The following is a 14,325-nucleotide window of genomic DNA, read 5'->3' as shown; positions in this document are numbered from 1 at the left end:
ACTGTTCAGGTTCAACTTCAGTGAGAATGCTCGCCGGAGTGTGTCAGTATTGGCCACAAAATCGGGACTATTCTTCAGGTTGGTGTTTCTCATTGCAGAAATGCTCCTTAAAACGCAGGGCTGTATTCATAACGAGTAGTTTAAGCCCATGGAATATCATTAAACCAGTCATGGATATTTGTTATGAGTACTCACGTACTGGCTGCGGTGCTCACGCGGCTCAAGCTTCTAACTGGCGCGCAGTCCGACGCCGAGCTTTCGCGCGCACTGTCGGTGAGCCCGCAGACGCTCAGCAGTTGGAAGGTGCGCGATAGCATTCCCTATTCCCTTTGCATCGAGATCGCCAGGCAACACGCCTGCTCGCTGGACTGGCTTCTGCTAGGCCATGGCGAGCAGGCCCCGGCAAGCCGAGGGTTGGGAGGTTGGGAAGCCGATGTGCTTGAGCGCCTGCGCACCTTGTCGCCCAGCGACCGCCAAGCCATCTTGCTGTTCATCGAAGACAAGCAGCGTATCCGGCAACTGGAACAGCAGTTGAGCGAGCTGACGGGCTAACCCCGTTTTCGCCAGCGCTGGATCAGTTCACGCGGGTCGAGGGTGTCGACCAGCACCATGACCTTCAGGCTCACCGGAATGACGATTACCGCTGCCACAAAACCGGCCATGCCACGTGACAGCAAAGGCACCGACTCCGAAATCAGCGGCTCGAACAAATGGCCCACGCCTACGGTGACGAACACCAGCAACAGTTTCTTGGCCAGTGTCAGGCGCTTGGCGGTGTTGGTGATCAACCGGTCGCGCGCAGCGCTGACCAGCAACGCCCCCAGCAGCGCGGCGAACAACACGTTGCCTTCCACCCCCAGCATCTGTGCCAAGGTTGAACCCAAGGGGTCGCAGAACCATTGTTCAGGCATGTTCAAGCCCTCGTCGCGATTTAGCCCGGCAAGGCGTGCAACCGAAGGTGTGCAGGATCGCGGCTTCGACAAAACGGGTGTAACACACGCGCAAGGCGCGCCCATGGTCATGCCCGGCCACGTCCTCGAGGCGTTGGTAGCCCCGCTCACGCAGCGCCGCTCGCCAGCGGGCGAACTCGCTTGCCGCGGCAATCACGGCACAGCGCGCGGCGAGCTCCAGCGCCGCATCACTGACTGGCTGCTGCAGCTTCAGGCGTTCATGCAACCTGCCCAAGTCCACCCGTGGCCAGAACGGGTCGTGGCTATCGGCAATGCGCGGTAGGCGATCGGTACTCATGTGTCACCTCCTCATTGCTCGGCCAGCATGCCGTAACGAATAGCCTTGATCACTGCAGCTACCCGGGTGGGCACATCGAATTTGCGCAGGATGTTGGACACGTGGAAATTCACGGTCGACTCCTTGCACGCCAGAATCTGCCCGATTTCCCAGGAACTCTTGCCATAGGCGCACCACAGCAGCACCTGCTGTTCACGTGGTGTCAGGCGCACCGGGGCGTGCGCCGGAGGGTGCTGCGAATGTCGAGCGTTGTCGGTCATGTTTGAACTCCACGGGTGAATGAGCACGGCACGCTTGCCGATCTGCATTCACCTTACGAAGCCCGGGCGGCAGCCTCCATCGCCGCCGTTTGTAAAGAACTTTCGTACAACAGCGTCTGATGAAAGCAGCGGAAAAATGAGTGCTTTTCTTCGTGCTCCCGGCGGCATTTCGCTCGTCTCAACGCCGTTGTCCATTCGCCTTTCGCCTGGAGTCGTACAATGCGTCGCGTTTTGCCCCTGTCATCCTGCCTGGGCCTGCTGGCTGCCATAGGCGCCACCCAGCCCGCCGTGGCGGCACCCTCGGTCGAGCTCGACCAGGTCCTGATCACCGACGAGGAGCAGACCGAACTGACGTCGGCAACCCAGCGCCTGCGCGAAATACCGGGCGCCAGCAACCTGGTGGACATGCAACACGTCGGCCAAGGCCGGGTGGCCAGCAACCAGGACGTGCTGGCCTACCAGCCCGGTGTGTTCGCACAATCGGCAGGCAACGACGGGATCAAGTTGTCGATCCGCGGCTCAGGCCTCAATCGTGCCCCGGGGGCACATGGCTCTGGCGTCTACACGATGTTCGACGGGCTGCCATTGACCGGCCCGGGGGGCACCCCCTACGAGCTGTTCGAACCCTTGTGGCTAAGCCGCGCCGACGTGTTGCGCGGCGCCAACGGCTTCGATCTGGGCGCGCTGGCACTGGGTGGCGCGATCAACTACGTCACCCACACCGGCTATGACGCTGCACCGCTGCAGGTACGCTACGAGGTGGGCAGCCGCGGCTACCAGCATCGGCATATCAGCTCGGGCCAGGTGCTGGGCAACCTCGACTACTACGTCGCGTTGACCGATGCCGAATACGACGGTTACCAGGCTCACAGCAGCGGCAGTGCCAAGGGCGTGGCTGCCAATGTCGGCTACCGCTTCAACCCCAACCTCGAAACGCGCTTCTATTTGCGCTACCGGGAAACCGAGAACGAACTGGCCGGGCGCCTGACCAAGGACCAGATCAAACACCACCCCCGGGCGGCCAACCCGGCCTACCTGGCCCGTGACGATAGCCGCCCGCAACCGGGGAGCACCTGGGTAGGCAACAAGACTACCTTCTACCTCGACGATGACGCGCGGGTGGAAGCCGGCCTGGTTTACCACGACTACCCCATGGACCTGCGCGAAGGGCCGATGCGCTTGAAGGTGGCCTATACCGACGTCAGCGGCACGCTCAACTATTCGCGCCGCGCCAGCCTGTACGGCCACGAGAGCAAGACCACCCTCGGCTGGCGCACCACCAAACACCTGCCAAACAGCGGCGCGTCGCAGTTCGCCCGCACTGGCGACGTGTTCGGTGCAAGAACGCGGGACTTCACGTACCAGGGCTCCGATACCGTGCTGCATGCCGGCAATGACCTGGAACTGGTGCCCAACCTGTGGCTGACCACCGGCCTGGCGATGATCTACACCCGGCGTGAAAGCGACGTCACCTACCCTGCCGAGGGCGGCAAAGTGAGCATGCATGACTGGGATTACGCCCCCCGTGTGGGCTTGCGCTACGACCTCCGGCCGGACCTGCAGGTGTATGGCAACCTCAGCCGTTCGGTCGAGCCGCCACACCCCTGGTCGCTGATCTGGAGCGCACCGAGTACTGGCGGCAAACAGATCCAGCCGATCGAAATGCAGAACCAGACTGCAACTACCCTGGAGCTGGGCGCACGTGGCGATTCGGCCATCGGCCGCTGGGACCTGGCCTGGTACTATGCACAGGTGCGCCACGAACTGCTCGCCGTGGAAGTGGTGCCGAACTTCACCTCCGAGTTCAATGCCAGCGCCACGGTGCACCAAGGTGTGGAAGCCGGCCTTGTCAGTACGTTGTGGGAACGCTCAGGCACGGGCAAATTGAGCCTGCGCCAGGCCTATACATTCAGTGACTTCCACTACCGCGATGACGAGGCGTTCGGTGACAATCGCATGCCCGGCATCCCCATGCACTATTACCAGGCCGAGCTGCGCTACGACTGGCCAAGCGGTTTCCATGCCGGGGTGAATACCCAGCTGGCGTCCAAGGTGCAGGTGGACTATGCCAACAGCTACCACGCTGATGAATATGCCCTGCTCGGCGCGCGCATCGGTTGGGATTCACCCCGCCAGGACTGGCAGACCTGGCTGGACCTGCGCAACCTCACCAACCAGCGTTATGCAGCGACGGTGACGCCCGCCTACAACGATGCCGGTAATGACAATGCGCGCTCCACACCGGGCGAAGGCTTCAGCGTATACGCCGGGGTTTCCTACAGCTTCCGCTGACGCATGAGTGCCCCTTGCAGCAGCGGGCCAGGCCACTGCGGCAAGAGGCATCGCAATAGTGGGTTGGCGGTTCAGACCGACCGGTTCAGCTTCACCCATGAAGCAAACTTGTCGATGAAGGCCTGCAGGAATGGCCGGGTCTTGTCGTTGAGCTTGCCCGACTCTTCGAACAGGTTGGCGGCACCGCCAATGTAGGCTTCGGGCATCTGCATGCACGGCATGTCCAGGAATACCAGCGCCTGGCGCACGGCATGGTTGGCACCAAAGCCGCCGATAGCCCCTGGCGAAACGCTTACCACTGCGGTGGGCTTGCCGCTCCAGGCACTTTGCCCGTAAGGCCGCGAGCCAACGTCAATGGCGTTCTTCAGGCAGCCGGGGACCGAGCGGTTGTATTCAGGGGTGACGAACAGCACGGCATCGCTGCGGCGGATCTCCTCGCGAAACCGTGTCCAGGACTGAGGAGCGCCTTCGGCCTCGACATCCTCGTTGTACAGCGGCAGATCGCCAATTTCGACGATTTTCAGGGCTAGACTGGACGACGCCAGCTCCGCAAGCGCGCGGGCGACCTTACGGTTGTAGGACTCCTTGCGCAAGCTACCGACGACAACCGCAACCGAATACACCTGGCTCATGGCAATTTCCTACCTATACGGGTTAAAGGACGTTGTAGTTATAGATGACCGTTTCTCGCCGCTTTGGTTTTTTTTCATCGACGCGAAAACTTCCAGCCCTCCTGCACGGTCTATGACTACAGACATTTCCTACGTATTTCAGAGGTTTCCACCCAAATGGCAGCAGTAATGGTCGGCCAATTCCACGCCCGTGACGCCGAAGGCCGCATCTACCCCGTGCACGAGTTTCAGGAGTCGACCCTGCAACTTGACGGCAGCACACTGGGCGCCCCCATCACCACCTACCGCCTGGCCATCGGCGACAAGGTCAATTACCTGGGCGAAAACCGCTTCGAACTGGCCCGCAGCGGTGTCGAGCTCATCCGCATTCCGTGAAGCAAGCCGTGGCGCATGGCCGGTGATGGATAACCGGCAGCAGCAAGACAGATCGCCACAATCAGCCGGCAGCTGATTCGGTCAGCACCTGCCACATCGAAGGCCCGCCTGCCGATTTGGCTATGGCTGCCAACCGCTCGGCATGCGCTTCCAGCTCTTCGGCATTGGCCATGATCACGCGCCCCGGCGCTCGCCCGGTGATCCGGCGGATTTCGCTGCCGCCGCCAGCCTGCCCGTCACCCTCGGCATCCGCCCCATGGCCGGCCAGCGACAGGCTGGTCTGGCCACCGGTCATCGCCAGGTAGACGTCGGCCAGCAGTTCCGAGTCGAGCAGTGCGCCGTGCAGCTCACGGCCCGAGTTGTCGATATCGTAGCGTTTGCACAGGGCATCGAGGCTGTTGCGCTGCCCCGGGTGGCGCGAACGCGCCAGCAGCAAGGTATCGAGAATGGTGCAGTACTGCGAAACGTCCGCGCGATCCTGCTGGCCCAGCAAGGCGAATTCGTTGTTGATGAAGCCTACGTCGAACGCCGCGTTATGGATGACCAGGGTAGCGCCCTGGATGAACTCGAAGAATTCATCGGCCACATCGGCAAAGCGCGGCTTGCCGACCAGAAACGCATCAGTGATGCCGTGGACGTTGATCGCCCCCTCGTCACTCTCGCGGTCCGGCTGCAGGTAGACATGGAAATGCCGCCCGGTCAGCCGCCGGCCGATCACCTCGACACAGCCGATTTCGATGATCCGGTGACCTTCGCCAACCGGCATACCCGTGGTCTCGGTATCGAGAATCACGTACCGTTTATCTTGCTGCTGCTCCACGCCGGGCGCTCCAACTTGCATCAGTTACAAAGCGGCGATTGTACCCCAGCTCAACGCTGGGCGCGCACCTCATCGACCCCACGGTTGGCCAACTGGTCGGCCCGTTCGTTGCCGGGGTGGCCGATGTGCCCGCGCACCCACTTCCAGGTGACCTTGTGGCGGTTGACCTGCTCATCGAGCAGTTGCCACAGGTCGGCATTTTTAACCGGCTCCTTGGCCGCGGTTTTCCAGCCGCGCTTCTTCCAGTTGACCATCCACTCGTTGATGCCTTTCATCACATACTGCGAGTCGGTGGTCAGCACGACTTCGCATTCACGCTTGAGCGACATCAGCCCCTGGATCGCCGCCATCAGCTCCATGCGGTTGTTGGTGGTTTCACGTTCGCCGCCCCACAGTTCCTTCTCGACGCCCTTGTAGATCATCAGCACCCCCCAGCCACCCGGGCCAGGGTTGCCCTTGCAGGCACCATCGGTAAACATTTCGACGCTATCGCTCATGTACCACTCTTGAATTCAGTGCTTGTCAGTTTCAGGGTTGGCTGCCGTGCGATTGACCTTGGCCAGCGGCAGCGGCAGCAGCTTGCCCATGGGTTCGCGGCGCTGCTGACGCAATGGCCGCAGCCCGACCACCATCTTGCGCGCCACCAGCAGGTATACCCCACCACCGGAGCCTTGCCAGCCGCCGGCCAGCCGCTCCCAGCCTTGCAGGCGCTGCTGCCAGGCGGGTGAGGCAAGCGGCGGACGATAGCACCCGAAGCGGCGTTTCTCCAGCGCGAAGCCCAGCAGGTTGAGCCAGTCGCCAACCCGCGACGGCGAGATGCAGCGCGCCTTGCGCAAGGCGCCATGGCTGAAGAAATGACGCATGCCCCAACTGCTCCACGGGTTGATGCCCACGATCAGCAAGTGCCCACCCGGGCGCACGGCACTGGCTGCCTCGCGCAGCAGGCCATGCGGCGACAGGCAGAAGTCCAGGCCATGCTGCAGCACCACCACGTCGGCAGCATGCTCGCTGAGCGGCCAGGCCTGTTCCTCGCAGACAATTTCAACCCCCGGCAACGGCGCACCCAGGCGCACATTGCGCTGCACCTGGGGTGCCTTGGGCGGTGCTTCGGCGCAGGGCCCGTAATGCACCAGGTAACCGCCAAAAAAGCGCCCCAGCTCTTCTTCCAGCAGTTGGTCTTCTTCCTTGAGCATCAGTTGGCCGAGTGGGCCATTGAACCACTCACGGGCCAGGCTGATCAGCTCGACCCAGTCCGGATCGGCCTGGGCAAAGGCTTGGTCGGTCATTGCGCTCTCCCTCGAAGGTTCTCCCACCGCGCCATCGCGGCTAAGATGCCTTCATGTGCCACGCTAGGTGAATCGGATCCGCACCATGATACAGATCGATGCTCTTCCCGCTTTCTCCGACAACTACATCTGGTTGTTACAGGATACTGCCAAACGCCGTTGTGCGGTGGTCGACCCCGGCGACGCCGGCCCGGTGGAGCGTTGGCTGGCCGCCAACCCCGGCTGGGCGCTGAGCGACATCCTCATTACCCACCACCACAACGACCACGTCGGCGGCGTGGCACGGCTCAAGCAACTGACCGGCGCACGGGTCTGTGGCCCGGCCAACGAACAGATTCCCTGCCTCGACCTGGCGCTGGACGAGGGCGCCGAGGTTAAAGTGCTGGGCGTGGTGTTCCAGGTGCTGGCGGTGCCCGGCCACACCCTGGGCCATATCGCTTTCTTCAGTGAGCAGCCGGCAACCCCGCTCCTGTTCAGCGGCGATACCCTGTTCGCGGCCGGTTGCGGGCGCATGTTCGAGGGCACTCCCGAGCAGATGCAACCCGCCCTGGCCCGCCTGGCGGCTCTGCCCGCGCACACGCAGGTGTACTGCGCCCATGAATACACGCTTGCCAACCTGCGCTTCGCCAGGGCCGTCGAGCCTGACAACCCGCATGTGCAGCAGCGCTTCGATGAGGTGACCCGGTTGCGCGCCGAGAAGCGCATCACCTTGCCGTCAACGATTGGCCTGGAGCGCCTGACCAACCCTTTTTTGCGCACCTCTGAAACATTAGTTAAACAAAAAGCAGACGAATGGAAGGGACATTCAAACGCTACGCATGTCGCTGTTTTTGCTGCCTTGAGGTCTTGGAAAGACACCTTCTGATAACCGCAAGATATATCGCAATGTGTGTTCAACGGTTGACCCGGCCCGGAGCGGTTTCTAGAATCGCCGAAATTTTTTGCCCGGATACCTGTCTCAGCCGATGTCTTCCCGTAGCCGCAGAACCTCTCATTCAGTCGCCCTGACGCGCCTGGCCCAAATCAGTGCGCTGGCTCTGGCCGCCACTCTGGTGGGTTGCCAGAGCACCCGTCAGCTCGACGAATCCGATAGCGTTCGCGCGCACAACTACCAGGCGCGGATCAAGCACAAGCCCGCGCCGCTGCTGGTCAAGCCGGCCGAGCAGGCGCCACAGGACGTGTGGGAGCGCATGCGCCAGGGCTTTGCCCTGCAGGACAGCATCGACGTCAACCCGCGCATCGAGCAGCAGCGCCTGTGGTTCGCCAGCAACCCCACCTTCATCGAAAGCGCCGGCGAGCGCGGCAGCCTGTACCTGCACTACATCGTCGAGCGTCTCGAGGAGCGTGACATGCCCCTGGAGCTGGCGCTGCTGCCAGCCATCGAAAGCGCCTACAACCCGATGGCGTATTCGCGGGCCAGCGCCGCAGGCATGTGGCAGTTCATGCCGGCAACCGGTCGCCACTTCAACCTGCGGCAGACCAATTTCTATGACGGCCGCCGCGACATCACCGCCTCGACCAATGCTGCGCTGGACTACCTGACCCGCCTGCATGACATGTTCAACGGCGACTGGCTGCTGGCCCTGGCCGCCTACAACGCCGGCGAAGGCACGGTCAGCCGCGCCATCGAGCGCAACGAGAAGCTTGGCCTGCCGACCGACTACTGGAACCTGCCACTGCCGCAGGAAACCCGTGACTACGTACCCAAGTTGCTGGCGCTGTCGCAGGTGGTGTCCACGCCTGAAGCCTATGGCGTCAATCTCACCCCGATCGCCAACGAACCGTACTTCGAAGCAGTGGCGATCAACGAACGCTTGGACCTGACCCGGGTCGCCGCCTTCGCCAACATCGACGAGGACGAGCTGATCCAGCTCAACCCTGCGTTCAAGAAACGCATGACCGTCGATGGCCCGAAACAGCTGCTGGTGCCGACCGCCAAAGCACAGCTGCTCAGTGCCAGCCTGTCCAACCTCAACCCCGAGCAACTGGTCAGCCTGCAACCGCCAAAAGCCGCATTCGCCCGCGCCGTGGCAGAAGCCAAGGCACCGATGGCCACACGTAGCTACCGGGTCAAGCGGGGTGACAACCTCGGTGCCATCGCCAAGGCCAACCGCGTTTCGGTCAAGGACATCAAGCGCTGGAACCGTCTGTCTGGCAACAACCTGCGTGCCGGCCAGGTACTGGCGCTGCGCGGTGGCAATGCACCAAGCGCTGCTGGCAACCGGGTAGCCGCCTCTGCAAAGCGCTCCACCCAGTACAAGGTTCGCAAAGGTGATTCGCTGTACCTGGTGGCCAAGCGCTTCAACGTGGAAATGAAGCACCTCAAGCGCTGGAACCCGCGCAGTGGTCATGCCCTCAAGCCCGGGCAGACCCTGACCGTCTACGTCGGGCATTGAAAGTCGCAAGCTGCAAGCAGCAAGAAAAAAGCAATTCGCGTACACCGCCGCTTTTTCTTGCAGCTTGAAGCTTGAAGCTTGAAGCTTGCCGCTCTCTTTTCCCCGGGCATTGAAAGCCTCAAGCTGAAAGCTACAAGCAGCAAGAAAAAAAGCAATTCGCGTACACCGCCGCTTTTTCTTGCAGCTTGAAGCTTGAAGCTTGCCGCTCTCTTTTTCCCACCCCCCCAAGCTGTTACTGTACGCCGACAAAAGCCCAACGCCTCTGGATCGGATGCCGACTTGATACGTCCCCTCCTGCTGTCAATCAGCCTGGCCTTGAGCTTTCCCGCAGTCGCGATGGTGAGCGAAAGCCACGGATACGCGCAGTTCGGCACGCTCAAGTACCCAGCCACGTTCACCCACTTCGACTGGGTCAACCCGCAAGCGCCCAAAGGCGGTACATTGCGGGCGATGGCCTTTGGCACCTTCGACACCCTCAACCCCTATACCTTCAAGGGGTCGAGCCCGGTTACCACGCCCAACTTCCAGCAGTACGGCATCAGCGAGCTCAACGAGCCGCTGATGATCGGTACCGGCCAATACGACCCGTCCGGCGACGAGCCCACCTCCAGCTACGGCCTGATTGCCCGCTCGGTGGAATACAGCGAGGACCGTAGCTGGGTGGTGTTCAACCTGCGCCCGGAAGCCCGCTGGCATGACGGCAAGCCGATCACCTCGGCAGACGTGGCCTTCTCCTACCGCACGTTGCTCAAGGACGGCCACCCGATCTACCGCACCAACCTCCAGGAGGTGCAGCGGGTCGACATCCTCGGCCCGCTGCGCATCCGCTTCGTGTTCAAGCGCGCTGGCAACCCATTGCTAATCCTGCGCCTGGGCGAGATGCCAGTGCTGCCCAAGCACTACTGGCAGCACCGTGACTTCAAGGCCACTACCTTCGAGCCGCCATTGGGCAGTGGCCCGTACCGCATCACCGAGGTGCAGCCAGGGCGCCGGCTGGTGTTCGAGCGCGTCAAGCGTTACTGGGGCAAGGACCTGGCCGTCAACCGAGGCAAGTACAACTTCGATCGCGTGGAGTACGAATTCTACCGTGATGCCACGGTGGCCTTTGAAGCGTTCAAAGCCGGTGAATTCGACATCTATATCGAACACCAGGCGAAAAACTGGGCCAACGGCTACAACTTCCCGGCCGTGCGCCGTGGCGAGGTGATCAAGGCGCAGATCCCGCACCGCATCCCCACGCAAACCCAGGGCCTGTTCATGAACAGCCGCCGGGCGACCTTCAGCGACCCGCGGGTACGCCAGGCACTGGGGCTGATGCTCGACTTCGAGTGGACCAACCGCGCACTGTTCAGCAACGCCTACCGGCGCTCGACCAGCTACTACCCCAACAGTGAGTTCGCCGCCAGCGGTGTGCCCACCGGCAAGGAATGGCTGCTGCTGGCGCCATTGCGTGGCCAGTTACCCGCCAAACTGTTCAGCGAACCGTACCAGGTCAGCCACACCGCCGGCCGTGGCGTCAGCCGCGAAACCTTGCGCCAGGCACTGGCCCTGCTCGCCGAGGCGGGGTGGAAGCTGAACGGCCAGCGCCTGGTCGACAGCAAAGGCCAGCAGTTGCGCATGGAGCTGTTGCTGGTAAACCCCAACCTTGAACGCATCCTGCAACCTTATGTCGAAAATCTGTCCAGCATCGGTATCGATGCGCGCTTGCGCACCGTGGACCGTGCCCAGTACAAACAACGCCTGGACCAGTTCGATTTCGACATGATTCTGATGACCCTCAATCAGACCCTGAGCCCCGGCCTGGAACAGTGGTTGTACTTCCATTCGAGCCAGGCCGGCACCAAGGGCAGCAAGAACTATGCGGGGGTCAAGGACCCAGTGGTCGACCACCTGCTCGATACCCTGTTGGCCGCACGCACCCGCGACGACCAGGTGGCTGCCGCCCGCGCCCTGGACCGTGTCCTCTCATGGCAGTACTACATGATCCCCAATTGGTACCTGGACAACCATCGCCTGGCCTACCGCAACCGGTTCGCCTTCGTCACCACACCGCCCTATACCCTTGGGCTGAACAGCTGGTGGATAAAGACTTCGGAGAAAGCCCAATGATGCCAACGCACCGCCTGCGCCGGCTGGCTGGCAGCCTGTTGCTCGCCTGCCTGAGCCTTCCCGCCCTGGCCGCACCGCAACATGCGCTCACCCTGTACGACGAGCCGCCCAAATACCCTGCCGACTTCAAGCACTTCGACTACGTGAACCCCGAGGCGCCCAAGGGTGGCACCTTCCGCCAGTCCAGTTTCGGCGGGTTCGACAGCCTCAACCCGTTCATCAACAAGGGCGTGCCGGCCGAAAACATCAGCATCATCTACGACACCCTGATGCGCCAGAGCCAGGACGAACCCTTCACCGAATATGGTCTGGTCGCCGGCAAGATCGAGAAAGCCCCGGACAACAGCTGGGTGCGCTTCTACCTGCGCCCGGAGGCACGTTTCCACGATGGCCACCCCATGCGTGCCGACGACGTGGTGTTTACCTTCAACGCCCTGATCAAGGATGGTGCGCCGCTGTATCGCCAGTACTACGCCGACGTCGCCGAGGTGGTCGCCGAAGACCCGTTGAAAGTGCTGTTCAAGTTCAAGCACCAGAACAACCGTGAGCTGCCGCTGATCCTCGGCCAGTTGCCGGTGCTGCCCAAGCACTGGTACGAAAACCGCGACTTCAACCGCGGCAACCTGGAAATTCCACTGGGCAGCGGCCCGTACAAGGTGGCCGAGGTCAAGGCCGGGCGCTCGGTGCGCTACGAGCGGGTCAAGGACTACTGGGCCAAGGACCTGCCGATCAACCGCGGGTTCTACAACTTTGATGTCATGACCTTCGACTCCTACCGAGACACTACCGTAGCCCTGCAAGCGCTCAAGGCCGGGGCGTTCGACTATGGCCTGGAAGTCAGCGCGAAAAACTGGGCCACCGCCTACGACGTGCCCGCCGTGCGCGAGGGCCGGCTGATCAAGGAAGAGCTGCCCAACGGCAACCCCACTGGCATGCAGGGCTTCATTTTCAACATCCGCCGGCCGGTATTCCAGGATGTGCGCGTACGCCACGCCTTGAGCCTGCTGCTGGACTACGAATGGACCAACAAGCAACTGTTCAACGGTGCCTACACCCGTACCGGCAGTTACTTCGAAAACTCGGAAATGGCCGCCCGTGGCTTGCCCAGCGCCAGCGAACTGAAGATCCTTGAGCCGCTGCGCGGCAAAGTACCCGACCAAGTGTTCACCGAGGCCTTCCACAACCCGGTCAGCGACGGCAGCGGCATGATCCGCGAGCAGCAGCGTCAGGCCTACAAGCTGCTGCAGGAGGCCGGCTGGAAGATCGTCGACGACAAGATGGTCGATGCCCAGGGCAAGCCGGTAAGCATCGAGTTCCTGCTGGCGCAGACCGAGTTCGAACGCATCCTGCTGCCGTTCAAGCGCAACCTGGCTGACCTGGGTATCGAGCTGAACATCCGCCGGGTCGATGTTTCGCAGTACATCACCCGCCTGCGCTCGCGCGATTTCGACATGATCGTCGGCGGCTATCCGCAGTCCAACTCGCCCGGCAACGAGCAGCGCGAATTCTGGTCCAGTGCCGCCGCCGACAACCCCGGCAGCCGCAACTTCATTGGCCTGCGCGACCCGGCCATCGACCAACTGGTCGACCAGCTGATCAATGCCGACTCGCGTCAGAGCCTGATCGACCATTGCCGCGCCCTCGACCGGGTATTGCTGTGGGGCTACTACGTGATTCCCAACTGGCACATCAAGACCTGGCGGGTAGCCTACTGGAACCACATCGGGCACCCGAAAGTGTCGCCCAAGTACGACATCGGCATCGACACCTGGTGGATCAAGCCCGGGGTAAGCCCGGCCGTCAGCGCAACCCCTGCGGACGAGGCCAACTGAGATGCTGGCCTACATCCTGCGCCGCCTGCTGCTGATCATCCCGACCCTGTTCGGCATCCTCATCATCAACTTCATCATCGTCCAGGCTGCCCCCGGTGGCCCGGTCGAACAGATGATCGCCAAGCTCGAAGGCTTCGAGGGCGCCACCAGCCGCATCGCCGGCGGCGGCGCCGAGGTGTCCGTGGCGGGCTCCAACTACCGTGGAGCCCAAGGCCTGGACCCGGCGCTGATCGCCGAAATCGAGCGCATGTACGGGTTCGACAAATCGCCGCCCGAGCGCCTGTGGATCATGATCAAGAACTACGCCCGACTGGACTTCGGCGACAGCTTCTTCCGCGATGCCAAGGTCATCGACCTGATCATCGAAAAGATGCCGGTGTCGATCTCGCTGGGGCTGTGGAGCACCCTGATCATGTACCTGGTGTCGATCCCGCTGGGCATCGCCAAGGCGGTACGCCATGGTAGCCACTTCGACGTGTGGACCAGCTCGGCGATCATCGTCGGCTATGCGATCCCCGCCTTCCTGTTCGCCATCCTGCTGATCGTGCTGTTCGCCGGCGGCAGCTACTTCGACTGGTTCCCGCTGCGCGGCCTCACCTCCAACAACTTCGACGAGCTGAGCACCACCGGCAAGGTGCTGGACTACTTCTGGCACCTGGTGCTGCCGATCACCGCGCTGGTCATCGGCAACTTCGCCACCATGACCTTGTTGACCAAGAACAGCTTCCTCGACGAAATCAACAAACAATACGTGGTGACCGCCAAGGCCAAAGGCCTGAGCCGGCCACGGGTGCTGTATGGCCATGTGTTCCGCAACGCCATGCTGCTGGTGATTGCCGGCTTCCCTTCGGCGTTCATCGGTATCTTCTTCACCGGCTCCCTGCTGATCGAGGTGATCTTCAGCCTCGACGGCCTGGGCCTGATGAGCTTCGAGGCGGCCATCAACCGCGACTACCCGGTGGTCTTCGGCACCCTGTTCATCTTCACCCTGCTGGGGCTGGTGGTGAAACTGATCGGCGACCTGACCTACACCCTGGTCGATCCACGCATCGACTTTGCCAGCCGGGAGCACTGA

15 protein-coding genes are annotated in these 14,325 nt (G+C 62.2%); 8 read left to right on the top strand and 7 right to left on the bottom strand.

Going from position 1 to position 14,325, the window contains the following annotated elements:
* The first annotated feature begins 183 nt into the window (after nt 1-183).
* Nucleotides 184-552: a helix-turn-helix domain-containing protein gene (locus ACF8SD_RS15380; protein WP_173890209.1), complete on the top strand. Its 369-nt coding sequence runs from the start codon at nt 184-186 to the stop codon at nt 550-552.
* Here the strand turns inward: ACF8SD_RS15380 and ACF8SD_RS15375 are convergent.
* Genes ACF8SD_RS15375 through ACF8SD_RS15365 form a run of 3 tightly spaced genes read right to left on the bottom strand, consistent with a single transcriptional unit; the run spans nt 549 to nt 1,508 of the window.
* On the bottom strand, nt 549-911 hold the full coding sequence (locus ACF8SD_RS15375; protein WP_173890211.1) for a hypothetical protein: 363 nt from the start codon (nt 909-911) through the stop codon (nt 549-551). The two genes, ACF8SD_RS15380 and ACF8SD_RS15375, sit on opposite strands and share 4 nt — an antisense overlap.
* Nucleotides 904-1,248 carry a head completion/stabilization protein gene (locus ACF8SD_RS15370; protein WP_392484675.1) on the bottom strand — a complete coding sequence of 115 codons (345 nt, stop codon included), beginning with the start codon at nt 1,246-1,248 and terminating at the stop codon, nt 904-906. Before ACF8SD_RS15370 ends, ACF8SD_RS15375 begins: the two co-directional genes overlap by 8 nt.
* Nucleotides 1,249-1,259: 11 nt before the next feature.
* Nucleotides 1,260-1,508 carry a LuxR C-terminal-related transcriptional regulator gene (locus ACF8SD_RS15365; RefSeq protein WP_392484674.1) on the bottom strand — a complete coding sequence of 83 codons (249 nt, stop codon included), beginning with the start codon at nt 1,506-1,508 and terminating at the stop codon, nt 1,260-1,262.
* 219 nt (nt 1,509-1,727) lie between these two features.
* Between ACF8SD_RS15365 and ACF8SD_RS15360 the strand changes: the two genes are divergently transcribed.
* Nucleotides 1,728-3,800, top strand: a complete 2,073-nt coding sequence (locus tag ACF8SD_RS15360; protein WP_392484673.1) for a TonB-dependent receptor family protein — start codon at nt 1,728-1,730, stop codon at nt 3,798-3,800.
* A 71-nt stretch (nt 3,801-3,871) separates the two neighbouring features.
* Here ACF8SD_RS15360 and ACF8SD_RS15355 read toward each other — a convergent pair whose 3' ends face one another.
* Complete coding sequence (locus tag ACF8SD_RS15355) at nt 3,872-4,432, bottom strand: NADPH-dependent FMN reductase (RefSeq protein WP_173890218.1); 561 nt, start codon at nt 4,430-4,432, stop codon at nt 3,872-3,874.
* Between the two features lie 156 nt (nt 4,433-4,588).
* Here ACF8SD_RS15355 and ACF8SD_RS15350 point away from each other — a divergent pair, with 156 nt between their 5' ends.
* On the top strand, nt 4,589-4,807 hold the full coding sequence (locus ACF8SD_RS15350; protein ID WP_009686408.1) for a hypothetical protein: 219 nt from the start codon (nt 4,589-4,591) through the stop codon (nt 4,805-4,807).
* A 61-nt stretch (nt 4,808-4,868) separates the two neighbouring features.
* Here ACF8SD_RS15350 and dnaQ read toward each other — a convergent pair whose 3' ends face one another.
* From dnaQ to ACF8SD_RS15335, 3 genes are read right to left on the bottom strand one after another with little or no spacing between them, the layout of a single operon-like run.
* Nucleotides 4,869-5,627 carry a DNA polymerase III subunit epsilon gene (dnaQ, locus tag ACF8SD_RS15345; protein WP_173890220.1) on the bottom strand — a complete coding sequence of 253 codons (759 nt, stop codon included), beginning with the start codon at nt 5,625-5,627 and terminating at the stop codon, nt 4,869-4,871.
* A 50-nt stretch (nt 5,628-5,677) separates the two neighbouring features.
* The gene (gene rnhA / locus ACF8SD_RS15340) at nt 5,678-6,124 is read right to left on the bottom strand and encodes a ribonuclease HI (RefSeq protein WP_029886642.1); all 447 of its coding nucleotides are present in this window, start codon (nt 6,122-6,124) and stop codon (nt 5,678-5,680) included.
* A gap of 15 nt (nt 6,125-6,139) precedes the next feature.
* On the bottom strand, nt 6,140-6,913 hold the full coding sequence (locus ACF8SD_RS15335) for a class I SAM-dependent methyltransferase (protein ID WP_173890222.1): 774 nt from the start codon (nt 6,911-6,913) through the stop codon (nt 6,140-6,142).
* A gap of 85 nt (nt 6,914-6,998) precedes the next feature.
* Here ACF8SD_RS15335 and gloB point away from each other — a divergent pair, with 85 nt between their 5' ends.
* The 5 genes from gloB (at nt 6,999) to ACF8SD_RS15310 (ending at nt 14,325) form a co-directional block, all read left to right on the top strand.
* Nucleotides 6,999-7,778 carry a hydroxyacylglutathione hydrolase gene (gloB, locus tag ACF8SD_RS15330; RefSeq protein ID WP_392484672.1) on the top strand — a complete coding sequence of 260 codons (780 nt, stop codon included), beginning with the start codon at nt 6,999-7,001 and terminating at the stop codon, nt 7,776-7,778.
* A 100-nt stretch (nt 7,779-7,878) separates the two neighbouring features.
* Nucleotides 7,879-9,309: a lytic transglycosylase domain-containing protein gene (locus ACF8SD_RS15325; RefSeq protein WP_173890226.1), complete on the top strand. Its 1,431-nt coding sequence runs from the start codon at nt 7,879-7,881 to the stop codon at nt 9,307-9,309.
* A 279-nt stretch (nt 9,310-9,588) separates the two neighbouring features.
* On the top strand, nt 9,589-11,418 hold the full coding sequence (locus ACF8SD_RS15320; protein ID WP_392484671.1) for an extracellular solute-binding protein: 1,830 nt from the start codon (nt 9,589-9,591) through the stop codon (nt 11,416-11,418).
* The gene (locus tag ACF8SD_RS15315; RefSeq protein WP_173890228.1) at nt 11,415-13,250 is read left to right on the top strand and encodes an extracellular solute-binding protein; all 1,836 of its coding nucleotides are present in this window, start codon (nt 11,415-11,417) and stop codon (nt 13,248-13,250) included. The genes ACF8SD_RS15320 and ACF8SD_RS15315 overlap by 4 nt, the downstream gene beginning before the upstream one ends.
* Before the next feature lies 1 nt (nt 13,251).
* Nucleotides 13,252-14,325, top strand: coding sequence for a microcin C ABC transporter permease YejB (locus tag ACF8SD_RS15310; RefSeq protein WP_009686399.1), 1,074 nt, complete (start codon nt 13,252-13,254; stop codon nt 14,323-14,325).

Origin of the sequence: Pseudomonas sp. CJQ_9 (assembly GCF_043106615.1) — a bacterium.
In the GTDB taxonomy this organism is placed as follows: Bacteria; Pseudomonadota; Gammaproteobacteria; order Pseudomonadales; family Pseudomonadaceae; genus Aquipseudomonas; species Aquipseudomonas juntendi.
The sequence above is the reverse complement of the archived record's forward strand: the minus strand, read 5'-3'. Positions and strand labels throughout refer to the sequence as shown.